At 38.2% G+C, this 25,966-nt stretch carries 26 protein-coding genes and 2 tRNA genes; 14 read left to right on the plus strand and 14 right to left on the minus strand.

All coding sequences use genetic code 11. The features are described from left to right. Positions 1–8 precede the first annotated feature (8 nt). Positions 9–341 carry a rhodanese-like domain-containing protein gene (locus tag QM538_04500; protein ID MDI9347746.1) on the minus strand — a complete coding sequence of 111 codons (333 nt, stop codon included), beginning with the start codon at positions 339–341 and terminating at the stop codon, positions 9–11. Continuing rightward, positions 341–1,006, minus strand: coding sequence for a methyltransferase domain-containing protein (locus QM538_04505; protein MDI9347747.1), 666 nt, complete (start codon positions 1,004–1,006; stop codon positions 341–343). Before QM538_04505 ends, QM538_04500 begins: the two co-directional genes overlap by 1 nt. A gap of 54 nt (positions 1,007–1,060) precedes the next feature. On the opposite strand from QM538_04505, the gene thiC reads away from it, so the two are divergent. Together thiC and QM538_04515 are read left to right on the plus strand one after the other, a co-directional pair. Then, positions 1,061–2,764 (plus strand): phosphomethylpyrimidine synthase ThiC, encoded by a 1,704-nt coding sequence (thiC, locus tag QM538_04510; GenBank protein MDI9347748.1) that lies wholly within the window; start codon positions 1,061–1,063, stop codon positions 2,762–2,764. Beyond that, positions 2,764–4,755 carry a transglycosylase SLT domain-containing protein gene (locus QM538_04515; GenBank protein MDI9347749.1) on the plus strand — a complete coding sequence of 664 codons (1,992 nt, stop codon included), beginning with the start codon at positions 2,764–2,766 and terminating at the stop codon, positions 4,753–4,755. The genes thiC and QM538_04515 overlap by 1 nt, the downstream gene beginning before the upstream one ends. Positions 4,756–4,775: 20 nt before the next feature. Here the strand turns inward: QM538_04515 and QM538_04520 are convergent, their stop codons facing one another. From QM538_04520 to rpe, 4 genes are read right to left on the minus strand one after another with little or no spacing between them, the layout of a single operon-like run. After that, on the minus strand, positions 4,776–5,078 hold the full coding sequence (locus QM538_04520; protein ID MDI9347750.1) for a c-type cytochrome: 303 nt from the start codon (positions 5,076–5,078) through the stop codon (positions 4,776–4,778). 14 nt (positions 5,079–5,092) lie between these two features. Further along, positions 5,093–5,674: an aminodeoxychorismate/anthranilate synthase component II gene (locus tag QM538_04525; protein ID MDI9347751.1), complete on the minus strand. Its 582-nt coding sequence runs from the start codon at positions 5,672–5,674 to the stop codon at positions 5,093–5,095. Between the two features lie 7 nt (positions 5,675–5,681). Then, on the minus strand, positions 5,682–7,172 hold the full coding sequence (locus tag QM538_04530) for an anthranilate synthase component I family protein (protein ID MDI9347752.1): 1,491 nt from the start codon (positions 7,170–7,172) through the stop codon (positions 5,682–5,684). 5 nt (positions 7,173–7,177) lie between these two features. Then, the gene (rpe, locus tag QM538_04535) at positions 7,178–7,885 is read right to left on the minus strand and encodes a ribulose-phosphate 3-epimerase (GenBank protein ID MDI9347753.1); all 708 of its coding nucleotides are present in this window, start codon (positions 7,883–7,885) and stop codon (positions 7,178–7,180) included. A 22-nt stretch (positions 7,886–7,907) separates the two neighbouring features. Between rpe and trpD the strand changes: the two genes are divergently transcribed. The 3 genes from trpD to QM538_04550 are packed head-to-tail and all read left to right on the plus strand — an operon-like array spanning position 7,908 to position 10,768. After that, positions 7,908–8,921: an anthranilate phosphoribosyltransferase gene (trpD, locus tag QM538_04540; GenBank protein ID MDI9347754.1), complete on the plus strand. Its 1,014-nt coding sequence runs from the start codon at positions 7,908–7,910 to the stop codon at positions 8,919–8,921. Next, positions 8,918–9,721, plus strand: a complete 804-nt coding sequence (locus tag QM538_04545) for an indole-3-glycerol phosphate synthase TrpC (protein MDI9347755.1) — start codon at positions 8,918–8,920, stop codon at positions 9,719–9,721. The genes trpD and QM538_04545 overlap by 4 nt, the downstream gene beginning before the upstream one ends. Positions 9,722–9,730: 9 nt before the next feature. Beyond that, positions 9,731–10,768, plus strand: coding sequence for an acryloyl-CoA reductase (locus QM538_04550; GenBank protein ID MDI9347756.1), 1,038 nt, complete (start codon positions 9,731–9,733; stop codon positions 10,766–10,768). On the opposite strand, the gene QM538_04555 is transcribed toward QM538_04550, so the two are convergent. Both QM538_04555 and metE read right to left on the minus strand, forming a co-directional pair. After that, positions 10,753–12,021: a tetratricopeptide repeat protein gene (locus QM538_04555; GenBank protein MDI9347757.1), complete on the minus strand. Its 1,269-nt coding sequence runs from the start codon at positions 12,019–12,021 to the stop codon at positions 10,753–10,755. The genes QM538_04550 and QM538_04555 overlap by 16 nt on opposite strands. 20 nt (positions 12,022–12,041) lie before the next feature. Further along, entirely contained in the window at positions 12,042–14,330 is a 2,289-nt protein-coding gene (gene metE / locus QM538_04560; protein ID MDI9347758.1) for a 5-methyltetrahydropteroyltriglutamate--homocysteine S-methyltransferase, read from the minus strand. Positions 14,331–14,379: 49 nt separating this feature from the next. Here metE and QM538_04565 point away from each other — a divergent pair, with 49 nt between their 5' ends. After that, positions 14,380–14,799 carry an OsmC family protein gene (locus tag QM538_04565; GenBank protein MDI9347759.1) on the plus strand — a complete coding sequence of 140 codons (420 nt, stop codon included), beginning with the start codon at positions 14,380–14,382 and terminating at the stop codon, positions 14,797–14,799. Further along, positions 14,799–15,200: a VOC family protein gene (locus QM538_04570; protein MDI9347760.1), complete on the plus strand. Its 402-nt coding sequence runs from the start codon at positions 14,799–14,801 to the stop codon at positions 15,198–15,200. Before QM538_04565 ends, QM538_04570 begins: the two co-directional genes overlap by 1 nt. Here QM538_04570 and QM538_04575 read toward each other — a convergent pair. Continuing rightward, the gene (locus tag QM538_04575) at positions 15,195–15,818 is read right to left on the minus strand and encodes a demethoxyubiquinone hydroxylase family protein (GenBank protein ID MDI9347761.1); all 624 of its coding nucleotides are present in this window, start codon (positions 15,816–15,818) and stop codon (positions 15,195–15,197) included. The two genes, QM538_04570 and QM538_04575, sit on opposite strands and share 6 nt — an antisense overlap. 67 nt (positions 15,819–15,885) lie before the next feature. Between QM538_04575 and rplM the strand changes: the two genes are divergently transcribed. From rplM to QM538_04595, 4 genes are all read left to right on the plus strand, one after another. Next, complete coding sequence (rplM, locus tag QM538_04580; protein MDI9347762.1) at positions 15,886–16,329, plus strand: 50S ribosomal protein L13; 444 nt, start codon at positions 15,886–15,888, stop codon at positions 16,327–16,329. Positions 16,330–16,347: 18 nt separating this feature from the next. Beyond that, positions 16,348–16,734 (plus strand): 30S ribosomal protein S9, encoded by a 387-nt coding sequence (rpsI, locus tag QM538_04585; protein MDI9347763.1) that lies wholly within the window; start codon positions 16,348–16,350, stop codon positions 16,732–16,734. A 7-nt stretch (positions 16,735–16,741) separates the two neighbouring features. Continuing rightward, a tRNA-Met gene (locus tag QM538_04590) sits at positions 16,742–16,818 on the plus strand. Next, on the plus strand, positions 16,818–18,710 hold the full coding sequence (locus QM538_04595) for a KUP/HAK/KT family potassium transporter (protein MDI9347764.1): 1,893 nt from the start codon (positions 16,818–16,820) through the stop codon (positions 18,708–18,710). Before QM538_04590 ends, QM538_04595 begins: the two co-directional genes overlap by 1 nt. Before the next feature lie 8 nt (positions 18,711–18,718). On the opposite strand, the gene QM538_04600 is transcribed toward QM538_04595, so the two are convergent. Then, a tRNA-Val gene (locus QM538_04600) sits at positions 18,719–18,793 on the minus strand. Between the two features lie 29 nt (positions 18,794–18,822). Here QM538_04600 and QM538_04605 point away from each other — a divergent pair. Beyond that, positions 18,823–19,695 carry a cation diffusion facilitator family transporter gene (locus QM538_04605; protein MDI9347765.1) on the plus strand — a complete coding sequence of 291 codons (873 nt, stop codon included), beginning with the start codon at positions 18,823–18,825 and terminating at the stop codon, positions 19,693–19,695. Positions 19,696–19,711: 16 nt separating this feature from the next. Here the strand turns inward: QM538_04605 and QM538_04610 are convergent, their stop codons facing one another. Genes QM538_04610 through QM538_04625 form a run of 4 tightly spaced genes read right to left on the minus strand, consistent with a single transcriptional unit; the run spans position 19,712 to position 22,868 of the window. Next, positions 19,712–20,023 carry a hypothetical protein gene (locus tag QM538_04610; protein MDI9347766.1) on the minus strand — a complete coding sequence of 104 codons (312 nt, stop codon included), beginning with the start codon at positions 20,021–20,023 and terminating at the stop codon, positions 19,712–19,714. Positions 20,024–20,052: 29 nt separating this feature from the next. Further along, positions 20,053–20,532: a methyltransferase gene (locus QM538_04615; protein ID MDI9347767.1), complete on the minus strand. Its 480-nt coding sequence runs from the start codon at positions 20,530–20,532 to the stop codon at positions 20,053–20,055. Positions 20,533–20,540: 8 nt separating this feature from the next. Then, complete coding sequence (locus QM538_04620) at positions 20,541–21,941, minus strand: serine/threonine-protein kinase (protein ID MDI9347768.1); 1,401 nt, start codon at positions 21,939–21,941, stop codon at positions 20,541–20,543. 21 nt (positions 21,942–21,962) lie between these two features. After that, positions 21,963–22,868 (minus strand): DUF3365 domain-containing protein, encoded by a 906-nt coding sequence (locus QM538_04625; protein ID MDI9347769.1) that lies wholly within the window; start codon positions 22,866–22,868, stop codon positions 21,963–21,965. Positions 22,869–22,909: 41 nt separating this feature from the next. On the opposite strand from QM538_04625, the gene QM538_04630 reads away from it, so the two are divergent. Both QM538_04630 and glmS read left to right on the plus strand, forming a co-directional pair. Continuing rightward, the gene (locus tag QM538_04630) at positions 22,910–23,920 is read left to right on the plus strand and encodes an NAD-dependent epimerase/dehydratase family protein (protein MDI9347770.1); all 1,011 of its coding nucleotides are present in this window, start codon (positions 22,910–22,912) and stop codon (positions 23,918–23,920) included. A gap of 3 nt (positions 23,921–23,923) precedes the next feature. Continuing rightward, complete coding sequence (gene glmS, locus QM538_04635; protein MDI9347771.1) at positions 23,924–25,768, plus strand: glutamine--fructose-6-phosphate transaminase (isomerizing); 1,845 nt, start codon at positions 23,924–23,926, stop codon at positions 25,766–25,768. Positions 25,769–25,966: the final 198 nt, after the last annotated feature.

Here is a 25,966-nt window from a genome sequence, read left to right on the forward strand (position 1 = left end):
GACCTGTTTTAATACTGCCCAATCGACGGATCAATTTTATTAGACCATTCATGAATTCCACCATCTAAACTAGAAACTTGCTGGAAACCGAGATCAAGGAGTACTGCGACTGCTTGTTTACTTCTCATGCCATGGTGGCAATAGACGATAATTGGAATATCTTTGAGCATTGACGCTGATTTAGATTCTAATTCAGCCAGCGGTATATGAGTATCATTGGGAATACAACACTCTTCGCGCTCCCAAGCATGCCTCACATCAAGTAGCACTATCTGTTTGTTAGTTTGTAGTAATTTTTGTAATTCAGTAACTGAAATAGTGTATGTGTTTTGTTTAGTCATTAATTTGCCTTTCTCATTTTTAAAAAATCAACTCTGGTATTACATAAAAAAGTTTCAATCACATTAATTCCTGCTTCGGTCACAGTTAATTTTTTCAACGACTGAATTGGTTGTTCGGGATCGCCTTCAATGAGCACAATAGTTCCACCTAGCCTGATTAAGGGCAAGAAGTGTTTTATCGATTTTTTATTTATGGCACCACAAATCACCGCGCCATCAAAAATAGTGTTGGGAATTGTTTCATAGATATCACTTGCATCTGCGTGTAGTAATGTTACATTGGTAATAGCTAATTTTTCTAATGCCAAACTTGCGCGTTCCTTCATTATATGGTGTAAATCAATTGCCACTACCTTCGCGCAAAGTTTAGATAAACATGCTGTGAGGTAACCACTACCAAAACCAATCACTAAAACAGAATCATTTAATTGACAACCTAATGCTTGAAGCATTCTACCTACTAATGAAGGGGGGAGGCTTTTTTCGTTGAGCGGTAGCGGTAAAAATGCATCCGCATAAACTACTGACGATAACTGGTTATCGAAAAAAAGTTCTCGAGGAATATCTCCAATTGCAGCAAGGATTTTCTTATCAAGTACGCTTACAGCTCGAATCTGTTGTTGCACCATAATTTGCCTAGCTTCTAAATTACCGCTAATGCCCATGATAATATTATATAGTAATTTAATTACCAGCATTTCACAGTGTAAAATACAATAATGAAATCTCAAAACGATACACTACATACATCTACAATTGCTATCCAAAAATACCCTCAGTCAAAAAAAAGTTATTTGGAAGGTTCGCTCTTTCCCATTACCGTTGGCACTCGTACTGTTTCACAAACAGAAAATAATCCTGAAATTCCACTCTACGATACCTCAGGGCCTTATACAGATTTAAATTACTCCGTTTCGCTTGAGCGAGGCCTCCCACCGCTTAGAAAGCCTTGGATTGATAGGAGGCGTTCACAATACCCTAATCATCCCATTACGCAGATTGCCTATGCAAAAAAAGGGATAATTACAGAAGAGATGGAGTATGTTTCTATTAGAGAAACCATGAAGCTAGAGTCTCTTAAGGAAAAAAAAGAATACCAAGCTTTGCTTAGGAGTCACCCAGGCTTTCAGTATCATTCCAAATTGAAACAGATAACTCCTGAAATGGTAAGAGATGAAATTGCCATAGGCCGAGCAATTATTCCTGCTAATTATAAACACCCTGAAATTGAACCGATGATTATTGGCACCAACTTTAAGGTAAAGATAAATTGTAATATTGGTAATTCAGCACTTGGTTCAACGATCAATGAAGAAGTAGAAAAAATGCTCTGGTCGATTTATTGGGGCGCCGATACACTAATGGATTTATCTACAGGAAAAGATATTCACTTAACCAGAGAATGGATTCTGCGTAACTCACCTGTGCCAGTTGGTACGGTGCCTATCTATCAAGCGTTAGAGAAAGTGGGCGGTCATCCTAAAGATCTTTCTTGGGATATATTTAAAGAAGTCCTTATTGAACAAGCTGAGCAAGGCGTTGACTATTTCACACTGCATGCTGGCGTACTACTTAGGTATATCCCATTGACTGTAGAAAGAATGACTGGAATAGTTTCGCGAGGAGGCTCAATAATGGCACAATGGTGTTTATCACATCACGAAGAAAATTTTATTTATACCCACTTTAATGAAATATGTGAAATAATGCGTGCCTATGATGTTACTTTTAGTTTGGGAGATGGATTACGCCCCGGTTCAATTGCTGACGCTAATGACGAAGCGCAATTTGCTGAATTGCGTACACTTGGCGAGCTCACAAAAATTGCTTGGGAGAATGATTGTCAGGTTATGGTTGAAGGACCCGGTCATGTACCATTGCAAAAAATAGAAGAGAATGTAACAAAACAAGTTCTCCAATGTCATGGAGCACCTTTTTATACACTAGGTCCACTAGTGACTGACATAGCACCAGCCTACGATCATATAACTTCTGCGATAGGTGCTGCTAATATTGGTTGGTATGGTACTGCTATGCTTTGTTACGTAACACCAAAAGAGCACTTAGGATTACCAAATAAACAGGATGTTCGAGATGGAATTATCGCTTATAAAATCGCAGCCCATGCTTCTGATCTAGCAAAAGGCTTTCCTTTTGCTCAATTAAGAGATAACGCACTTTCAAAAGCTCGTTTTGAGTTTAGATGGGAAGATCAATACAATCTTTCGCTTGACCCATTGCGTGCCAAAGAATTTCATGATCAAACATTGCCAAAAAAGGCACATGCAACAGCTCATTTTTGTTCAATGTGCGGACCTAAGTTTTGCTCAATGAAACTTAGCCAAGACGTTCAAGCTGAATTTAAGAAAAAAGCCGATGAATTTAAAAAATTAAAAACCAACTCTGTTTATATTGTGTCCTAGTGCGTCGTTGTGTCACCATAGCTCTTGTAGTAGTCTCAAATGTATTGTTCATGGGCAACCTCTATGCGGTTCAATCGCTACCAGTTACAAATTCAATACAACCTGCGGTAAATTTTTGGACTAGAGTATTTTCAGAAATCACCACACAGCAAGGATTTCTGCATGATAAAAATAACCATTCAATTGTTTATTCAACTCTTTCGTTGCCACCAGGAAGTTCCCGTGAGAAAAAAAAATATATCACGGCAAAGATAAAAGAATTATCTGAGAAAATTGAACGTCTTGCTCAGAATGGAAAACCTAAAGACGAATTAGATAAAAAAATACTTGAAATGGTAGGAAGTGATTCTCAATCATTAGAGCAAGCCACTAATGCCATAAGATTTCAATTAGGACAAGCCGATCGTTTTCGCACTGGCTTGCGAAGATCTGGCGCATGGATTAATGAAATTGAAAAAATATTTATTCAGAAAAATTTACCCCAAGAACTAATTGCATTGCCTTTTCTGGAATCGGGGTATAACCCTGTTGCCAAATCACATGTACATGCGTTGGGACTTTGGCAATTTATGAGGAGTACCGCTACTCGGTACCTTGTCGTAAATCGGTATATCGATGAACGCCTAGATCCAATTCTTGCCAGTGAGGCGGCGGCAAATTTACTCTCATATAATTATTCAATTCTTAAATCTTGGCCATTGGCCATAACCGCATACAATCATGGTCTACAAGGAATAGTACGAGCAGTTAAAGCTACTGGTAGTGAAGATTTGGATGAAATAATAGGTAGCTATCAGGGAAAACGCTTTGGTTTTGCGTCAAAAAATTTCTATGCTGAGTTATTAGCAGTGGCATATTTATACCGCAATCACACAAAGTATTTTCCTCAAGTTGAATTAGAACAACCTGTAAAAAGAAATAAACTTAGTGTTTCATATTATATCTCCGCGTCCGATGTGATACGAGCATGGGGAATTAGTACTCAAGCATTTGCAATACTTAATCCCGCATTAAGTAAAACATTGATTTCTGGCTCAAAACGAATACCACCTTCAACGACACTATTTGTTCCTGACCATTATCCTGTTTCTACTTATTTAGCGAAACTTGATAGTATTCCAGCAGATAAAAAATATTCTGCACAGGTAATTAGTAGCGAGCATGTAGTAGAGTCCGGTGATACTATTATTGGCATTGCAACGCTTTACCATGTTTCAGTGGAAGAGGTGTTGTTAGCGAACAATCTAGAGTATCGTTCGAGAATTAGAATTGGTCAAAGAATCGCATTACCAACTAATGCTAATATTAAACTTGCTTTAACCGCAAGTAAGGCTATCAAAACACCCACTAAAGAGCCATCGGTAGTTATACCTTCGGTGAAAAATAAAGTAGAGCCTCAAGATACAGTAGGAAGTAAACTTGCACTTATAGATCAGTATGCCCAACGCACGCAAATTCCATATGCCAGAATTTCAAGATTGAGATCGATAGTTGTTCCGATACTCTACCCCCAAGATGAGGAGTTAGCTGAGTTATTGCAGAATAATAGTGGGAGTCTTATTGGTGATTTTAATGATTATCGTGTAAAAAATGGTACGGTTTTTATTGCAGTTGGAGAGACATTAGGTCATTATGCGGAATGGTTGGTTGAGGATATTCAGGAATTAAGAAAAATAAACAATCTTACTAAGAAATCTGTGCTTAGAGTAGGAAAGAAAATTAATTTACGCTTTAACCAAGTTTCTCTTGAAGAATTTGAGCAAAAAAGAATTGAGTTTCATAGAGTTATCCAGCAAAGCTATTTTGATAAGTACTTAGTTCGTTCGGTCATTCAATATACTGTTAAACGAAACGAAACAATATTAGGCATTGCTAACCGGCATAATGATTTGCCACTCTGGTTATTAAAACAATACAACCCCAATTTACCTAGTGCGATTAATAGTGGAATGATTATCTCTATTCCGATTATTGAAGCTAAAAAAATCTAAAAGGCAATGCCTATGAGGATTTATTTTAGTGTTTCAATATAACTAAATAGGTCAGCTATCTCATTGTCTAAAACTGATTTAGACATAGAATTCATAAATGGGTTAACAATTTTCCCAGAACGATAGTCTTTAAATTTTTCTAAAAGTTGTTTTTTAGGTTTGCCAGCAAGTGCAGGATACACAGCAGGGTTGAGTGATTTTCCTGTAGGACCATGGCATGACCCACAACCTCTAGTGGTATAGATAGCTTTCCCTTTAGTTATATCCGCAACTGCATTGGTAAAAGCGAAACAAAATAAAAGAGTAAAAATAGTTTTTAACATTTAATTATTATACCTTATTTAGATGTTACGGTTAAGAAATTATTTAAAATTTGTTTTCCATGTTCACTTAAAAATGATTCTGGATGAAATTGCACACCAAAGAGAGGGTACTCCTTATGTGCAATTGCCATGCAAACTTTATTGTCACCATCAAAAGTCCAAGCAGTTTGCTTGATGCATTCTGGAATTGTGTTTTGTGCAATTACTAGTGAATGGTATCGGGTTACGATGAACGAAGAGGGGGTGTCAAGAAAAAGAGATGAGCTGTCATGGGCAATCGTGGATGTTTTTCCATGCATAATGGTTGGGGCATGGCAAATAGTAGAGCCAAAAAAATAGCCAAGACATTGATGTCCAAGGCAAACTCCAAGTATTGGAATGGTGGTATGGTATAGTTTGATTGCCTCTAGGCTAATTCCAGCATCAAGTGGTCCACCTGGACCTGGCGATATAATTATCCTGGTTGGATTGATGGTGTCAATGTGAGAGGCGGGATGTTCATCATGTTTCCAAACCAAAACTTCCTCTCCAAGTTCTTCAAAATATTGCACCAAAATATAAGTGAAGGAGTCATAATTATCAATCATTAAAATCATAGTATGTTCATTTTGTTTTTATTTGTTGCGCCCCATAAATTGCTCGTAGCGTTGCGTTGGCTTTTTTTTCACACTCCAAAAATTCGTTTTGTGGTACTGAATCATACACGATACCAGCACCAGTTTGAAGAAAAAGTTGGTTACCTTTTTTTACTATGCTTCTAATCGTGATTGCCATATCTAGAACCCCGTTGTAGCTTAAGTATCCGGTTGCACCACCATAGGCACCTCGACGAGTAGGTTCAATGTCTTCTATAATTTGCATGGCCTTAATTTTTGGCGCACCAGATAACGTGCCTGCTGGGAAAATTGCCTTAAAAAGATCAAGAGGACCAATGGAAGGTTTTAATTTCCCGGTTATTGTGGAAGTCATATGCATAACCGATGCGAATCGTTCAACACTCATTACATCGTCTAGTCGTAAGCTACCCAAAAGACATACTTTCCCTAAATCGTTTCTGCCCAAGTCTATAAGCATGGTGTGCTCAGCTCGCTCTTTGGCATCAGAGATTAGTTCTTGTCCTTGTGATTCATCTTCTTGAGGTGTTGCGCCTCTTGCGCGAGTTCCGGCAACAGGTTTGATTGTTGCTTGTTTGTCTTGATCTAAACTAACGAGCAACTCGGGAGATGAACCAATCAAATCAAATTCAGAAAATCGGATGATATATAAGTAAGGAGAGGGGTTTTGTAACCGTAACATTCTATAGAGTAAAAATGAGCTGGCCTTAGTTTTTACATTAATCAAGCGAGACAATACGATTTGCATCGCAACCCCATTTGTTATTTCGGTAATTAAAGATTTAACTTGTCGCTTGAACTGACTACTTGGAAAATAATCTTTGCTCGAAATAGCTTTAGAAAATATTGATGGGTTTATTCGAATAGCCTGCTTGGTTTTTTTTTGATTTATAATTTTTAATAAGGTGTCAATCTCTTTCCTTGCTTGAGCAAAACCAATAGAAGTGATTGGGACAATAATGCAAATGGTACTAGTATGTCTCCAAGTATCAAAAACTATAAAATGATTGCATACAATAAACTGCAATTCTGGTATTGCAGTCGGATCTTTCTTCTTTATTTTCTTAAGATGTTTTTCAAAGCTAAAAACCACATCATACCCAAAGTAACCTACCAATCCACCACAAAATCTTTGTTCTTGTAAAGAATGTGGTATCGCCAATCGCGCTTTTTTTTCCTGCCAAAAGTTCTGTATCCACAAAATAGGATTATTGGTATCGTAAGTATTTTTTTTTAATCCTACGGTATGGGTTACACAACCACCCTCAAAACTAATTCTCTCATTTGCTTTAAAACCTATAATAGAATATCTTCCACCTGCGCTTGCAATATCAGCAGACTCTAATAAAAAGGTGAATGGAGAAGGGTGAAGTAATCCATATAGCTCAAGTGGGGTGTACTGATCCATAAGTATTTGCTCATGGTAAACAATGTGGGTCATTTGTTTAGTGCGGTAAGAAAGAAATTCAGCTAGTTTCATTGTTTTTAATTACTAAGTAACTCACGCAAGGTATTGGTTACAGCACTGTACGGATTTTTATCCTGTAGATTTTTTTGAGTAAAAATACCATTTCCCATAACAAATATGTCAACTCCCGCTTGGTGAGCTTGGGCAATGGTGTTTTGTGTGATTCCTCCGTCCATTTCTATAAGGATGTTTTTTTGGCTACGTTTAATTATTGCGCGCAACGCTTTAGATTTTTCCAAAACCGAAGAAATAAATTTCTGACCGCTGCGACCTGGAAACACAGACATGAGAAGGATAAAATCGCAGTACGGTAGGTATTGCTCAAAGACAGATATTGGCTGATCGGGGTTTATTGCAAGCCCAGCAAGACAACCTGAAGTTTTGATTATTGAAAGTTGATTAACTGGATTGATAGAGCAATGGGGATGAAAACTTATCATGGTAGCGCCGGCGTCAATAAAATCAGACAGCAGCCTGTCTACATCTGCAACCATTAGATGCACATCAATTGGGGCAGTTACCCCAGCTTCTCTTAATTTTTGTAAAACCACTGGGCCAAAAGTGAGATTAGGAACAAATTGGTTGTCCATAACATCAAAATGGATTATATCACTGCCTGCCTCAAGCACTTGGCTTACTTCTGAGGCTATCGCGCTTAGATCACATGATAAAATTGAAGGAGCTAGAGCTGGAGTACGAAATGGTAAAGTATGAGATAATGACACAGTACTTTTAGATTATACCACAATGACCTCATTCCCTCACTTGGATAAATTAATTTATAAATTATCGCTTTCAGAAACCCAGTATCATGAAATTATGGAAGGTTTGCTCAGCGAAAAATATTCCGATTTGCAAAAAGCAAGCGCTATTACAGCGTTATCAATGACTCCTATCGATCAATATTTACTTACCGCTCTCAGCGAAGTAGTTCTCGCTAAAACTTCTCTATTACCATGCCCCGACGCTTGTATTGACACATGTGGAACTGGTGGAGATGGCAAGGGTTACTTTAATATTTCAACGGTTAGTTCGTTTATCACAGTCGCTGCCGGAATCAAAGTTTTAAAACATGGGAATCGATCTGCGTCTGGTGTCAGTGGCTCTGCAGATTTTTTAGAAATAGCTGGGGTAAAACTCGAGCATAGCTATCATTCATTACAAAAGCTCCTTTCGGAGACTGGCTTTGCTTTTGTTTTTGCCCCTCACGTGCATCCTTGCCTACACGCGATTGCTCAGATCAGAAAAAAAATGCAAGTGAAAACCATTTTTAATTTTCTTGGACCATTAGTACACCCGGCAATTTTGACCTATCAGATTGTGGGAGTGGCCGATGAACAAGCACAGGAGCCCATGTTTCAAACTTTATCTAAGAAAAGAAAGCGCGTCATGGTTTTACGCGGTCTTGACGGATGCGATGAGTGTTCAGTGTTTGCACCTACACTTGTTTATGACAACCTACATGGAACCTTTATCGTGAACCCTAAAGAATTTGGCTTAAGTTATCCTGACCATGTTAGTAAAGAGCTGGTAGTTACAAATAAAGATGAAAGTTTCTCACTTGGACTAGCAATCTTATCTGGAGAAATTACAGGCCCTGCTAGAGCTATATGTATACTTAACGCAGCACTAGCGATTTTCTGTGCTGAAAAAACCCAAACACTTGCTGAGGCAATTACCGAGGCAACAGTGTTATTAGATTCCAGGCAAGCGTATGCAAGTTTTCAAAAACATAGAAACCATTCTGAGCATTGTCTATGAACCAGCTCCATACAATAGTAGATGATACGAAAAAACACTTAGAATCTAAAATTAATCAGGTTTCATTAGCTGAAATGAAAGCGCGAGCATTGGATTGCGATCCGCAGAGAAATATGATTTCACAGGCGATTAAGGACGCTAATCGTATGGGGCACTTAGGAGTGATTGCTGAATTTAAGCGTGCTTCTCCTAGTGCTGGAGTTTTTAATCCAATCCCACAGTTAAAAAATCAAGTTCAAGTTTATCAGGATGCTGGAGCACATGCCCTATCAATTCTAACCAACCAAACCTATTTTGGTGGGTCTATACATGATATTTATCAGGCGAAACAATTCTCTAGTTTACCAATCTTGAGAAAAGATTTTATAGTAAGCCAATGGCAGGTATATGAAAGCAGGCTGATCGGAGTAAGCAGTATATTATTAATCGCGGAAATTTTATCTACTGCTGAATTAATTGAGTACCATGAATTAGCAGAATCGATTGGTCTGGAAGCTTTAGTGGAAGTACATTCTTTAGAGGATACTAACTATATTACTCGTGCGATGAAATTTATTGGTATTAATAATAGAAATTTAAAAACTATGAAGACTGACCTAGGGCAAACTATGTTGATTAAAAAACAGATACACCATGATTGTGTAGTTATTAGTGAAAGTGGTATTCGCGAGCGAGGTGATGCAGAGTTTGTTTCTAAGCAGGGGGTGCATGGAATGTTGATTGGGGAATCGTTATTGCGTGAATCCAATCCCGCAGGTAAGCTTGCCTTGTTTGCTACTACACCTTTTGCTTTAGAATAATGATACGGTATGGTAAATAATAAATCATGTACAGCTTTAATTTCTCGTACAACGCAACATGGAATTACCTCTCAAGTTGAGAGATTTGATCTTGCATCAATCCCAGTTTCTGCGTATCCGACAAATGCTAATATCGTACTAGCGCCAAAATACTCTTCAGTGAATTATAAAGACGCCATGGTACTATGTAATAATCAAGGAAATTTAGTTAAACAATTTCCTCATGTTGCTGGTGTAGATTTAGCTGGTGACATTTTAGAAAGTGATGATAGTGAATTACCTATTGGTATGGAAGTGATACTTACTGGGTTTAGATATGGCGAAATCTATTGGGGCGGTTACTCAACCTATGCCAAAGCTTGCAGCCAACATGTGTTACCGTTACCTCAAGGTATCTCACTAACTCAATCAATGAATATTGGAACTGCTGGACTAACCGCTATGTTAGCGATACAAGCATTAGAGCGTAATGGTGTATCGCCAAAAGATAATTCCCCAATAGTTGTCACCGGCGCGACAGGCGGAGTAGGAAACTGGGCGGTGAGATTATTAGCTGCTAGGAAATACCATGTAATTGCGATAACCAGAAGAACAGAAAAATACTCAGATGCCTTACATGCACTTGGTGCAAGTGAAGTTATCAATATTAGTGATTTTATTCCAGCAAAGAAGTCTTTTTTAGATAAAGCATCTTTTCAGGGTGCGATAGATACCTTGGGTGGGGAGATCATTTCGGTTTTAGCAAGTCGGATGAAATATGCAGGTACGGTAGCGTGTACTGGTCTAGTGCAAAGTGCCCAAAGCACCATTTCGCTTTATCCTTTACTTTTGCGAGGGGTGAGGATCATAGGGATAGATTCGGTGATGATTTCAAAAGCAGAACGGATACTAGCTTGGCATGCGATACAGGAAATAAGACATGATATTCAACTCTCATGGAGTTCAATTGTTTCATTAGATAAGGTAAAAACTGTTTGTGAAGATATGTTACAGGGGACTACTGCTGGGAGAACAATTGTTGAGATAGGTAGTTATGGTGAAGGATGAGCAAAAGCGGTAGCTAGATTTCGACCTTCGCTTTTTTGGGCGGGAGTTAATTTTTTCTCCAATTGCTCTAACACTTTCTCTGAATTTTTATCGCCATTAGTTGACGCTACTAATAACCATCCGTAAGCCTGCATGGCATCAATTTGAGTTCCAATTCCTTGCGCGTACATAACCCCAAGTTTTGTTTGTGCTGCGATATTTCCAGCTTTTGCGGATTTTTCATACCACATCAATGCTGATGCTAGGTTTTTACTAGTACCATATTCATTCTCTAGATAATTGGCAAGTTTATAAAAAGCTGGGACATACCCTGCGTTTGCAGCAGTGGTGAAGTGCCCAAAAGCAACTTCAAGATTCTTAGCGTTAAATATCCCATTTTCAGAGTATATTCCCTGTAAATAAGTAAGCACAGGTTCTTGTAATTCTGAGGTCTGGAATGTAAAATTTTCTGGGATGAGTTTTTTTACTGAAAGTTCCGAAAGTTGTTTGTTAGCATCAAGATCGCCGTGAGCAGTCGCAAGTAGTAAGTACCTAAGTGCATTATCTTGGCTTTGCTCAACACCAATCCCATCCTGATAACATAAGGATAGAGGAAAGTATGCTTTAGTTTGTTTGTTATTTGCAGCGAGTGATAAATATTGAAAAGCTTTAGTAGATCTAATATTAGTTCCTAAACCGTTAAGGTACTGGTAACCAATATAATAATACGCTCTTTCTTCACCTAAATTTGCAGCCTGCTCAAAGAGATTGAGTGACTTTAGTGGATCGCTTGGCACCCCAATTCCATATAAATAAAATCGAGCCAAGTTGAATAACGCACTTGGGAGGTTGTTAACCGCAGCATCTTGGTATAATTTAATTGCGTTTTTAACGCTACGCTCAGTACCTCTTCCGGTTTCAAAAAATTGACCTAGGTTGTTCTGGGAGACAGAGTTATTAAGTTCTGCACCTTTAGTAAACCAATTCAATGCCTCACGATCGTTTTTATTCGTACCAATGCCGTTTGCGTACATTATCCCTACATTGGTAGTTGCGATTGGATTATTTTGAACTGCGGCTTTTAACATATATAAAAAACCTAACGATTCGTTTTTATCAACTCCTTTGCCTGACAGGTACGCGTTAGCGACATAGATTTGAGATTCTGCATTTCCTTCATCAGCCTCTGTGAGAGCATCATCAAAATCGATAGCGTGAACAGTAGTCAGTGCTACACACAGAGTGTAAAACAGTGTGTTAACGATAATATTCATCTGGAATATTATACCATTTATTAAACTTTTCTCTTATACTCGCTTCGTAGCTCGTGAGATGCCTTTACCATCTCAGACAATGCTGGGGTTACTTCATCCCACGTCCTGGTTTTTAACCCACAATCAGGATTTATCCATAGTAATTCTTGTGAAAGATGAGTTAATGCGCTCTTTAATAGTAGTTTTATTGAATCGCGAGTAGGTGTATTTGGAGAGTGTATGTCATAAACACCAGGTCCAATTTGGTTTGGATAGTTAAGATGTTTAAATACTTCCAACAACTCCATTTTTGAACGTGAAGTCTCAATCGTAATGACATCCGCATCAAGTTTAATTATTGATTCCATAATGTCATTAAACTCTGAGTAGCACATATGAGTATGTATTTGAGTTTCTGGTCCCACCCCACAGGTAGCGATTTTAAATGATTTTACTGCCCAGTCGAGATAAGCTTTCCGTTCTTTTTTATGGAGTGGTAGCCCTTCACGCAAGGCAGGCTCGTCAATTTGTATAATTGATATTCCAGCTTTTTCGAGATCGTTAACTTCTTTTCTTAAGGCAAGTGCTAGCTGCAAACAGATATCCTTTTTGGGTAAATCATCTCTAGTGAATGACCAGCAGAGCATAGTTACTGGACCAGTAAGCATCCCCTTCATAGGTTTTTTTGTTAAACCAGCGGCAAATGAAGTTAAATCTACAGTCATTGGTTTAGACCGCGAGATATCACCGTAAATTATGGGCGGTTTAACACATCGGGAACCATAAGATTGTACCCAACCATTGCTGGTAATCACAAAGCCCTTAAGTAATTCTCCAAAAAATTCAGTCATATCATTTCGCTCTGCTTCACCATGAACAAGTACATCTAACCCAATTGCTTCTTGTGTTGAAACGGCATGCGCAATTTGTTTTTTTATAAAATCGTTGTATTGTTCTTTAGTTACACGCCCTTGCTTGCTATCAGCTCTCATTTTTCTAATCTCAGGAGTTTGTGGAAAAGAACCAATAGTTGTGGTTGGGAATAATGGTAGCTGTAGTTTTTCCTGTTGCAAGATAAAGCGTTTTTTTGCTTTAACCGACCTTGATGACCATTGTGTCGTGATCTTTTTCATTTCTTTTCTCACAACAGATGAAGTGACAAGCGATGATTTGTTTCGAGTCTGCATAATTTTTTGGTTTTCTTTATACATTTTCGAAATCACGCCTATGCCTTCCTGTAACCCAACTCTAAGTAAATCTACTTCCGTGAGTTTTTGTTTTGCAAAACTTAACCAGCTAACTACGGGTTTTTTGATACTTCGCTCATTATCTAAATCAATTGGACAATGCAATAGCGAGCAGCTTGGTGCCACCCAAAGTTTTCTTCCTGTTTTGAGCCAAGGTTTTGCGATTTCAAAGCTGTTCTTAAAATTATTTTTCCAAATATTTCTACCATCAACTAGCCCTAAAGATATTTCAGTATGTTTGGGCAGAATTTTGTGGACAGTCTTGGGGTTGTATTTACCACGAACTAAGTCAATATGCACTGCATGTACCTGAGTTTCTGCAATGGTTTTTAGGTTTTCACCAATAGAGCCAAAATAAGTGGCAAGCATGATATTTGGACCAGCGCTTAGCAAAGATTGGTATTGTAAGAATGCTTCTCTCCACTTCTTGTCAAGCTCCAGTACAGCAACTGGTTCGTCAAACTGAACCCACGTAATGCCATGTTGGTAGAATTCAATCAGGAGTTCTCTATATAGCAGTAATAAATCTTTGAGCAGTGAGAGTTTATCGAAATTAGGATCAGTGGATTTTGCTAACCATAGCAATGTGACCGGCCCAATTAATACGGGCTTTATCTCAAATCTTAGATAATGAGCCTCTTTGATTTGCTGAATTATTGGCTCAGATTTAAGCGCCAGTTTTGTGAAGCGACCAACTTCAGGGGTAATGTAATGGTAGTTAGTATCGAACCATTTTGTCATTTCACCTGCTTCAGTTTGTAATTTGCTGGTTGGCGATTTGCCTCTTGCCATAAGAAAACAGCTAGTTAAAGGATCAATCTGCCCTAATTTTTGAATTCGTTCTGGAATTAGATTAAAAAGCAGACTATGATCTAGCACTGCGTCATAAAGACTAAAATCAAGCGCGGGAATTAAGTCGATTCTACGCTCTGTTTGGAGTTGCCAGTGCCTTTCTCGCAGTTCTTTAGCTATAGTTAATAACTGTTCAGTTGAATCTTTTCCATTCCAAAAACTTTCTAAGGCAATTTTTAGCTCTCTTTTTTTGCCTATTCGTGGAAACCCTAGTGAGTGAGTTTTAATCATGGTGTATCTTTCCTGTTATTGTTTAAGAAATAGTAAGATATTATATAGTATGGAAGTGGCTGCTAACATTGTTTGGAAAGGGGGCATGAGACTCTTAGCTGAGGGGCAAAGTGGCCACCAAGTGCTCTTGGACTCTGCGCAGGAATTTGGAGGAACTGGGTTTGGTGCTAGACCTACCGAATTGCTTTTATTCGCTTTGGCTGGTTGCATGACTATTGATCTATTGTTGGTCCTAAAAAAGTCCCATCAAGACCCTGACTCACTCTCAGTGTCCATTCAGGCGACCAGAAGCGACCAAGACCCAAAGATTTTTAATCAAATTACTTTAGAGTTTCATATTCAAGGACCTCTTGTCACCCAACAAAAGGTAGATATGTCATTAAAACTTAGTAAAGATAAGTATTGCTCGGTGTATCACATGCTACTTCCAGCTATCCAAGTTTCCACAAAAGTTTTTTTAAACCAATAATGCTACCAAAGCACGCAGGAATACATCATGTCGCATTGCGCGTTACCGATATTACATCCATGGTTCAATTTTATTGCCAGATTTTAGGGTACACAGTTGAATGGCAACCTGACGAAGATAATTATTATTTAACCAGTGGGCATGATTCCTTGGCAATACATAAAGCTGACCTACCATTAGGAAACAAAAAAAATGATTCTTTAGATCATATTGGTATTGTTGTTAGTGAAATTGAGCAGGTAGATCTATGGTACTCACACTTGGTGGCAAACCATGTGCCAATCTACAAAGAAATTAAAAATCATCGCGATGGATCTAGAAGTTTCTATTTTTATGATCCCGAACAGAACATTGTACAAGTGTTGTACCACCCTCCGCTTTCGCCACAATGGAGATTATAGTACTCGCACAATTTTTTTCCAAATGTTAGAACTCGCCTTCATAGCGAAAATAACTAAACTGGGAAGTGTAGTACCCCCTTCATTTTTTGCCCAGCTTGCATGAGATTCTTCATCAGCAAGCATAACGGATAGAATTTTTTTACCTTCTTGATCGCGTGGATCTAGTATGGTTACATGCTCCCGTAAATGATTTGCAACTTGGCGTTCAGTTTCAGCAACAAAACCTAATGCATATGATTCTCCACAAATACTTGAGAATGCGCCAAGGGCGAATGCCACGCCATAGGAAAGGGGAGTGAGCTTACTGGTGGTGCCTTGCAGTGATTCCAGATGCTTTACACAAAGTTGTAAGTGTAAGAATTCTTCTTCTCCTGCTTGGGCAAATTGGCTACGAAGTTTTTCACGCAATAAAAACATTCTGGCACCTCGATATAAGCCTTGTGCCATAATTTCTCCTGCATGATTAATTCTGAAAAGCGGAATACTCTCCCTACCAACTTCAGTAGTATTTTGTGGTATTTGAGGCATGGTGGAGTCAATCGTGGTGTCAGTAATTGTTTGTAAGGCTAATGCAACTTCTTCAGTGATTATTTCTAAGATTGATTGTGAAAAATTCATGTAGACAATCATATTACCACTGAAATTTATATTTATAGAGTATAATAATTCTTCTCAGAGGTAAATTATGAAATCATTTATGTACTCCAAAGATTACGACAAGCCGCAATGGTGGTTAATTGACGCGAGTGGCATGGTACTTGGACGGCTGGCATCTGAAGTAGTAAAAATTCTTAAGGGTAAAAATAAGCCAATCTACACACCCCATGCAGATATGGGCGATTTTGTAGTTGTAACTAATCTTTCCAAAATCATCGTGACCGGCAATAAAGAATCTGAAAAAACATACCATATTCACAGTGGGTACATTGGCAATATGCGACACTGGTCATATAAAGAGTTAGTTAAACGTGATCCGAGAAAAGTCTTTGAAATAGCCATTAAAGGTATGCTATCAAAAAACCCATTGGGCAGGGCGCATTTTAGAAAATTAAAATGTTATGCAGGGCCTCAGCATGAGCATAAGGCACAAAACCCAACCCCATTAACTATAAATAGTTTACTGAAATAAAAGAAAGGAAAGCACAACATGAGTCAATTATACGCAACCGGGAGGAGGAAAACCTCATCAGCTAGAGTGTTTATGACATTGAAAGGATCTGGAGAAATGAAAATCAATGGCAGATCTCTTGAGGATTATTTTCCTCGCAAAAGTGCCCAACTTCAGGTAAGAGAACCATTATTACTCACCAATATGGAATCAGCTGATTTTCTGATTACTGTCAAGGGTGGTGGTATCACAGGTCAAGCTGATGCGGTGAGACATGGTATTTCAAGAGTATTAGCATTACATGATAAATCATTCACCAGTGTATTACGAGGGGCTGGAATGATTACTCGCGACTCTAGAAAGGTCGAGCGTAAAAAAGTTGGATTAAGAAAAGCAAGACGTGCTACTCAATTCTCCAAACGATGATCTGACTGGCTACGTAGCTCAGATGGTTAGAGCGCGGCACTCATAATGCTGAGGTCGGCGGTTCAATTCCACCCGTAGCCACCATGCGACATTCTTCTGCAATACAACATAACTCTTCTACTTCTGCACTTGCGTTAGCTAGTATTGGCGTTGTGTTTGGTGATATTGGCACCAGCCCCTTATATGCGCTGGCAGCAATATTTAAATTCGATAAAAATTTGATTAATCAAGTCGCTGTATTTGGTGCGGTATCTTGTATTTTTTGGACGCTTATGTCTGTAGTTTCCTTTAAATATGTATCACTAATATTACGAGCTGATAATCAGGGTGAGGGTGGAATTTTTTCCATGATGTCGCTAGCTACCTCGGTAAAAAATCTAAAGGCAACAACTAAAGGCGTGATTATTTTTTTAGGTGTGCTTGGCGCCTCATTATTTTATGGTGATAGTGTCATCACCCCCGCAATCACCATACTTAGTTCCATGGAAGGCTTGAAATTATTTGGACAAGAACTTTCCCTTCTGGTAATTCCCGCATCGCTTACCATTGTGATCGTACTCTTTTTGCTACAACGACTCGGCACTGCTATAGTCGGCTCTTCTTTTGGCCCCATAATGATTATCTGGTTTTTATTGATCGGCATTAATGGATTAAACAATGCTTTGGATTACCCTGCTATATTCAATGCCCTCAATCCATTTTTTGCGTATAGATTTATCATCAGCCACTTCGGTATGTTTTTTGTAATATTAGGTGCAATAGTATTGGCAGTTACTGGTGCCGAGGCGTTATATGCTGACATGGGTCATTTTGGTCGGAAACCAATTCGTTTAGCATGGTTTTTTTTAGTGTTACCATCGCTAACATTTTGTTATTTAGGTCAGGGTGCAATATTAATTCAGAATCCTGACTCGCTCAGTAATTTGTTTTTCTTATCATTTCCCGCTCCTTTGTTTGTTATAGTATTTGTTATAACTACTTTAGCCGCTATTATTGCTTCTCAGGCAGTGATTACCGGCACTTTTTCGCTCACGCAACAAGCAATCCAAACTGGATTATTACCTCGCATGAAAATTGTTCATACATCATTAAAAGAACGAGGGCAGATTTATATTCCTACGGTTAACACAATTTTAGGAACGGCAGTTGTTGCGACAATTTTATTTTTTGGAAGCTCAGATGCTTTGGCTCATGCATATGGACTTTCGGTTACTGCAGCAATGGCGATAGACACCATTCTTGCCTATGTAGTTGCCCGATATTTATGGAATTTTTCTCGTCTAATTGTTGTGTCTGTCACCATATTTTTATTGTTCTTTGATCTTTCTTTTCTCATCGCTTGTTCACTTAAGTTATTTGAAGGTGGTTGGTTTACTTTGTTGTTAGCAACGAGCATGGCGTTTATAATTCTTACTTGGAAAAAGGGTAGAGGGTTAGTAAGCGACCAGTTAATTAAAGACACCCCAACCTTACAAGAAATTATTTTGTCTATTGACGCTCACCAATCTCAATATGCAATAGTTGACAATGTTGCGGTTTTTATGACCCACGACGAGCAGGTTGCACCACAGGCACTAGTGTATAATTTGCGACATAATAAAATTATTCACAGGTTGAACATAATTCTGTCAGTAGTGACTACTACTCGCCCATTTGAAGTAGGCGATGATAAGATCCAATTCCATAAGCTCTCTGATAATTTTTACACAGTGAGAGTGCTTGCCGGCTTTATGGAACGAATAAAGATCCCTAAAATTCTAACCCGCATTTCTACCACCTATCAACTACCAATTAAAATCTCTTCAGTGTCGTACTTCCTTGGAAAAATTACCGTAGTGAAAATTCGCACGAAAGAAATGAACTTTATTCGGGCAACCATATTTAGAGTAATGTACTTTAATTCTAGTAGCGCGGTTTCTTACTTCAGTATTCCTAGCGAACAAGTGATTGAGCTTGGAGTAAGAATAAGTCTTTAAACTTGAAATGGTGGGTGCGACAGGGCTTGAACCTGTGACCCCTGCGATGTGAACGCAGTGCTCTACCGCTGAGCTACGCACCCGAATTGAACATGGTACAATTATTATACAAGTGGCAATCTTAAAAAATTCTATGGTGAGTATATGGGTTAGTATAATCACTAATCTTGTGCTAGCTACCGCCCAAATTTGTATGGGGTATATTTATCATTCACAAGGGCTTCTTGCCGACGGCATTCATTCATTATCAGATTTGCTTGGAGATGGATTAGTCATAGTAGCAAAAAAAGTAAGTGCCCAATCCCCAAATCATAGATATCAATATGGTTATTTTAAAATTGAAGATCTTGCTAATCTTTTTATGAGCTTACTTATGCTTTTCACAGGAATCGCACTTATCATTCACTCGCTAGCCAAACTTAGACCAGATGCTAATCAAGTTTTAGTGGAGTGGCAAATGTTACTGGTCTTTGCTATTGCTACGGTGGCATGTAAAGAAGGATTGTTTAGGTATATGAGATATGAAGCAAACCGAACTCGTTCAATGTTATTATTATCAAATGCATACCATGCTCGTTCTGACGCAGTTTCTTCACTCGTTGTTATAGTTGGTATTGCAGGGGTTGCTTTTGATCAGCCATTATTAGATCCTGTAGCAGGAATCGTGATGGGGGTGTTAATTACTCGAGTTGCGCAAAAATTTATTAAAGAAGCGTACAGTAGCCTAATGGATCGATCCATTACTGAAGAACAGCGAGATAGCATTTTAAACCAACTCCTAGAAATATCTGCAATTAAATCAGTGGCATCGCTTAAAACTAGACGCTCTGGTGATAATTTATTTATTGATGTGGAAATCTCCATTGATGAAACTAAGACGCTAAAAGAAGCCTATGCAATTGCATTGCAAGCTAAACTAAAGTTACTGTCACAAAATAATATTTATGAGGTTACCGTGCAATTAGTACCGAGCAGAAATAGCTGAGCAAGCATTATTTCTGTTACTTATGAGGAATGTACGTGTGACTCCTCATTACCATGGTTTCTTTATCTATTGTAATTTTTAGAAAATCGCAAACAGATTGAGGGTCAGTGTTTTGCAATGTTTGTTTAGAAACCCCATCACTATGAAGTTCACAATAACGATATGTCATTAATTTTTCATATTTGGTTTCTTTCTCATCATCGGGCCTACCAAAATAATAGAGTATTTTATCTTCTGAAGTCACCCCATTTTGCAAGTGCTCAAGTGATAAAGGATCAATCCATCTTCCGATAATTGTTGTGCCGACGGTGCAGGCACTTAACACCAAACAATATAACAAGTAATAAGCACTCTGCCTCAAAGCCATCGTCGTACTTGGGATTGATAGTTTTTATAAATTATATCAAACCTCTGAAACAGTTGTTTTTCTTCAAATGGTACATAATATAAATGTGCGAGCAGAATAAATAACAATGGAATAAGTATCGTAATGATAGAATCACTATATAGTGAGCAGACGAGAAGTAACTCTGCCATTCCTAAATAGATTGGATTCCTAGTATACTTATAAACACCCTTGGTAACTAAATTTACTGGTTCGTTAAAAGTCGGGACAGGTGTATTTGCTTTACGAAGTACTCTCACACCTAGGAGTATTAATAAAATACCATCAATAATAAGAAGAACCTTAACGGTCATTAACAACCAGGAAGGCAAAAAGTCACTATAGGCAATATGTATTGCAGTGTTTCGGAATACATTTGATAAAAGTATAATTAATACAATTCCTACCATTACCGCTATAGGGGGGAGTTGCCATTTTCTCTTGATAGGCATGATTTATTTTATAGTAATCCTCTCGCATTTGCCTCATCGATTAAGGCCTTGCTCTCATGCTCGGGCAGCTCACTGGTAAGCTCTGAAATGAATTCTTCTCTGGTTTTAGAAAAACTTAGTTTTTCGTCCAAGATACACTCTGCAAGAGGACCCATATACTGCGCATAGAGCCTAATTAATTCTTCTCTACTTTTTTCGTTTAGAGAAAATGCCTCAGTTAATTTTTTATTTATTTTTTGATTCGATGATCCCCCCGTTTTAGTGTCTTTTTTATCATCAAGAGAAGTGATTATTTTATTTTTATCTGAAGATATTTTATTGGTAATAACCGTAATAAAATATTTTCGCTCTTTTTCATTGGGAATTTCCTGAGCAATACTTTCAATTAATTTATGTGGATCGGTTTCTTGCGCGACAAGAGAATGCACCAAAGCACTTGCCGCTGGTCCAATAATTGGTTGAAGTGTATTTATCATATCAAGAATTAAATATTCTTGACGAACCTGCAGATCTCGTGGTTCATTAATTGATCGTTGTTTTATTTCTGTTATTTCTTTGTTAAGTTGTTCAACACATGCACGATACTCGATTTTGAATTCTTGGATAGTGGAAAATCTATTCGCCGCTTTTAAAGATAATCCTTTTTCAAAGATGGATCTAAAGCAAGTTGGTACAATATGGTTTTGGGTTATCGTGAATGATAAATAAATCGAAGCAATCTCACTTAATAAAAATGTTTTTATATAGTTACTGTAACGCGCGTTGAGAATTAAATCTAAAAACACTACAGTTACCGAGTAAATATCAGCTCTAAAATCAGTTACATCACCGACATGTTGTTCGTAGGGCATGTAGCGGTATGAACCTACTATGGTATGATCCCCTTTGTCTTCATGCGAAGTGCGTTTAGAAATATCAAGAGAAACTCCAAAATCTGTAACTTTTACTGCCAAACTATCCGTGATAATAAGGTTTGCAGGCTTAAGATCGCGATGCACTATTCCGGCTTTGTGAATTGCTTCTAAAGCACATAACACTTGCCAAAAGATTTTATTTATTTGAGTGAAATTTATTCTATTAAGTTGAAGTAGTGTTTTTAGACTCACTCCTTCTATATATTCCATGACAATATAAGGCATCAAATTTTCATAACCAAAATCTAGAATATGCACAAGGTTTGGATGGTTGACTCGTGCGGCAACTTTTACTTCTGTCTTAAATCGTTCAAGAAAATTTACCTTTGCGTTTGTGCTACCATCGTTTGCGCCTTCAGCGAGTAACGTTTTGATCGCGACTCTTCTATCAATATCTTTGTCGTAGCCAAGGTAGACAATTCCCATACCACCTTTGCCGATAATCTTCTCTATTTTGAATTTACCAATGAATGCGGGTATTGAATGGTCGCTCATAAAATAGCTAACAAAAAATCGTTAGTTTTTTCTGACGGTGTTGCCTTGAATAATTTTCAATGAGGTAAGCATGCTTCTTTGCATACGGTTGAATGCCTTAGTTAGTTCACCAATTTCATCTTTGCTTTTAACTGGAATTTCTTGTAAATCTTGTTTTCCGGTGCTGATCAGATTTGCTTGTTCGGCGATTTTCTGGATGGGATTGATGATAATAGTGTATAACATGAAATTAAGCAATATCCATAACGCAAAAGCAACCGCAAGAATTGATATGGTTATAGTTTGTAAAACTACAGAGACTCGTTCAAGTGAGTAGGAAAGTGGAACGCTGACAATCTGCACCGCAATTAAATCATGTAATTTATAGCCGAATCCATTAAGCCCATAACGCTCCTTCATTGCGACAGGTGCAATAGATGGATCGGAATGGCAAATCAAACATGCTGGATCCTTAAGGTGCATTGGCTTAGCGATATATAAATAATCTCCCTCATCTGTAATTCTTTTGCCTTCAATATAATGATCTTTTTTGTTCTCCTGCTCCGACCTGATAAAATATTCAATCAGATTATCTTCCCACTCCAGTGCTTTGTCTTTAATATTAGTCGGATTTCTTGAGGCTTCTTTATATCCGTATTCTGGTAATTCTTTTTTTAAATTTGTAAAAACAGTCTGTGAAGAAAATGCTGGAACGGAAATTGGAATGAATTCACTTCCAAGCCCAATTTTTTGCTCAATAACTGGACGGACTTCATTTTGCGTATATGCTCGAACTGTATTAGCAATTTCAAGCACTAATTTAGCTCGAGATAGCGTTTCTTTGTTTGCTTGTTCAATTAATAATTTATTGGCAAAATGAATAGTGACCGGCACACCGATAGCGAGAATGATTATAAATGCTAGGTTAAATTTAATCAATAACTTCATGTATTTATTATATACTCAAAATCTAGGTTAAAATAATATCAATGAAGACAACCGTTTGTATTACAGGAATTGCAGGATTTATAGGCTCAAGATTAGCTCTCAAGTTAGCCTCTAGTGGAAAATATCTTGTCGTTGGTATAGATTCACTTAATGACTACTACGATCTAGCCCTAAAACAAAAACGATTAGCTGAGGTACAAGCGCAAGGTATTGTGTTCCACCAAGTCAATATCGCCAATCTCGTCAAAGTCAAAGAAGTCTTTGCTAAACATAATCCCTCCATTGTCGTTAACCTAGCCGCCGAAGCAGGCGTCAGGTACTCATTAGAACAACCACAAGCTTTTGTGGATAGCAATCTGCAAGGGTTTGTTAATATTATTGAGTGTGCAAGGCATGGTAAGGTTAAACATTTTGTCTACGCTTCAAGCAGTTCAGTTTATGGGTTAAATGGTTTGTTGCCAATCAACGAAAGCGCATCTAGCGATCATCCTACGAGTTTGTATGCTGCCAGCAAAAAAGCTAATGAGTCCATTGCGCATGCCTATGCACATAGCTTAGGGCTGCCTTGCACTGGCATGAGATTTTTTTCTGTTTATGGGCCATCAGGTAGGCCAGATATGGCAGTGTGGTTATTCACTAAAAAAATTCTAGAAGGCACCCCTGTGCAACTGTTCAATAAAGGAAATCATACTCGTGATTTGATTTACATTGATGATTTGGTTGAGATTATTTCTCGCATCATCCCTAAACCACCTAAGCCAAATAAAGCATTTAATCCTAAAAAACCTGACTCTAGTATTAGTAGTGCTCCCTACCGAGTTGTCAATCTAGGAACGGGAACCGCAACTAGTTTAAAGGACATGGTTCACGCCATTGAAAAAGCACTAGGTAAAAAAGCCATCATTCAACTACTTCCAAGACAGAAAGCAGATAGTTTAGACACTAAGTGCAACACGAAGCTAATGATAGCGCTTACTAAGTACAAGCCAAAAGTGTCTGCACAAAAGGGAATTGAGCAATTTGTCAAATGGTATCTCAAATGGCAGCACTAAGTAATGTGTGGAATTTTTGCTATTGCATCGCAAATTCCAATCACTGCAATTCTTCTGCAGGGATTAAAACGACTCGAATATCGTGGCTATGATTCAAGTGGTATCGCGGTTCTAACTCCACAAGGTGAACTAACCTGTATTAAATCTAAGGGAAGGGTACATCAACTTGAGAGCCTAATCTCAGTACCAGAATTCCAACAACAAGTCGGCATCGCTCACACAAGATGGGCAACTCATGGAGAGCCAAGTGACAGCAATGCACACCCTCACATTAGCGAAGAGCAAATTGCCATTGTCCATAATGGCGTAATTGAAAATTACTCTGATTTAAAAATTCTTCTTACCCAAAAAGGGTATGTCTTTAAATCGCACACTGACTCCGAAGTTGTCGCTCACTTGATCCACATGTACAGAAAACAAGGCGCTGATACCAAACAAGCCATTATGCAAACTGTAGAACAATTGAAAGGTAGTTTTTCACTTGCAATTTTAGATAGCTCTCAGCCCGAAGCTGTGTTTGGCTATTCCATGCATAGTCCTATTGTCCTGGGTAAAACTTCGCATGGATATGCTTTCTCATCAGATGCCCTGGCATTGTCTGGTATCTGTGAAGAAGTTCTTCCCTTATCGCAAAATCAATTAGCAGTAATAACAAAAAACTCACTTGAACATTACCAATGCAATAAACTTGCCATGCATAGAATTTCAATACCCTTTAAGAAAAATAACCTCAATCCTGAATCTCTAGCCTTAGGAAACTTTACTACTTATACTGAAAAAGAAATATGCGAACAACCTCAATGTGTTAGCGAGTGTTTGGAGGGTAGATTGCTATCGGACGGTATTGCTAGCAATTTTGCTGGTATTGGTAGCGACGCAATGTTCCAACAGGTGCGAGCCATTCAAATTGTAGCTTGTGGTACCAGCTACCATGCTGGTCTGGTGGCTTCGCATTGGTTTGAGTCCCATTGCGCACTTCCAACTAATGTTGATATTGCCAGTGAATTTATTTACCGGGAGCGCCCAGTTCCTGACAACTGTCTTCTCATTGCCATAAGTCAATCTGGAGAAACTTCAGACACGATAAACGCACTGCGTTCCAACAAGCATAAGTTTTTTTCAACAGTATCAATTACTAACAGAATGGAGTCCACCTTAAGTGCTGAGACTGATTTCACCCTTTGCACTCATGCAGGACCTGAAATAGGAGTTGCCTCCACCAAAGCTTTCACCACCCAACTAACCATACTGTTACTTATTTCTTTACGCATAAGGCAATTAAACTCTTCTGAGGACCAACTCTTTCATAATATTTTTAGCGCACTTACTTTACTGCCAAATGCTCTTTATGAAACTATCAATGTAACTACCACTCACAGTGCAGTAATGCAACAATTTTTCCAAGACAAGAGAAGTGCGCTTTTCCTCGGAAGAGGAATTCACTACCCCATAGCTTTAGAAGGTGCACTAAAACTTAAAGAACTTTCTTACATTCATGCAGAAGCATATCCAGCGGGAGAATTAAAACATGGCCCACTTGCCATGATTGACGCCAGCACACCGGTTGTTGCAGTTGCCCCAAGCGACTCCCTACTAGAAAAAATCATCACCAATATCCATGAGGTGCATGCACGAGGTGGAAAACTACTAGTATTTTCAGATCACCTAGTTTCAAAGCAACAATTTCACGAAGACATTATCACCATCCCATTCCCAATTTATAATGTTTATACTTCACCAATTCTCTTTACCATACCATTGCAATGGCTTGCATTTCAAGTTGCACTTGCACGAGGTACCGATATTGATAAACCAAGAAATCTGGCAAAGTCAGTAACGGTGGAGTAATGAGTTTGAGTACAGTTTCACCATAAAATCTAGTATAATTATTTATAACCATAACTTAGGAACTAAATAACTGAACAACTAAACATCATACAGGAGACACCATTATGCAAATTGTAATCAACAATTCATCATCTTCAGAAGCACTCTCTCTCTCTTTCGTAAATTAATCATCACCTCAACCTTGTTTTTCCCCACCCT

The sequence above is a fragment of the Candidatus Methylacidiphilales bacterium genome (genome assembly GCA_030054035.1).
Classification (GTDB): Bacteria; Pseudomonadota; Gammaproteobacteria; order JASGCS01; family JASGCS01; genus JASGCS01.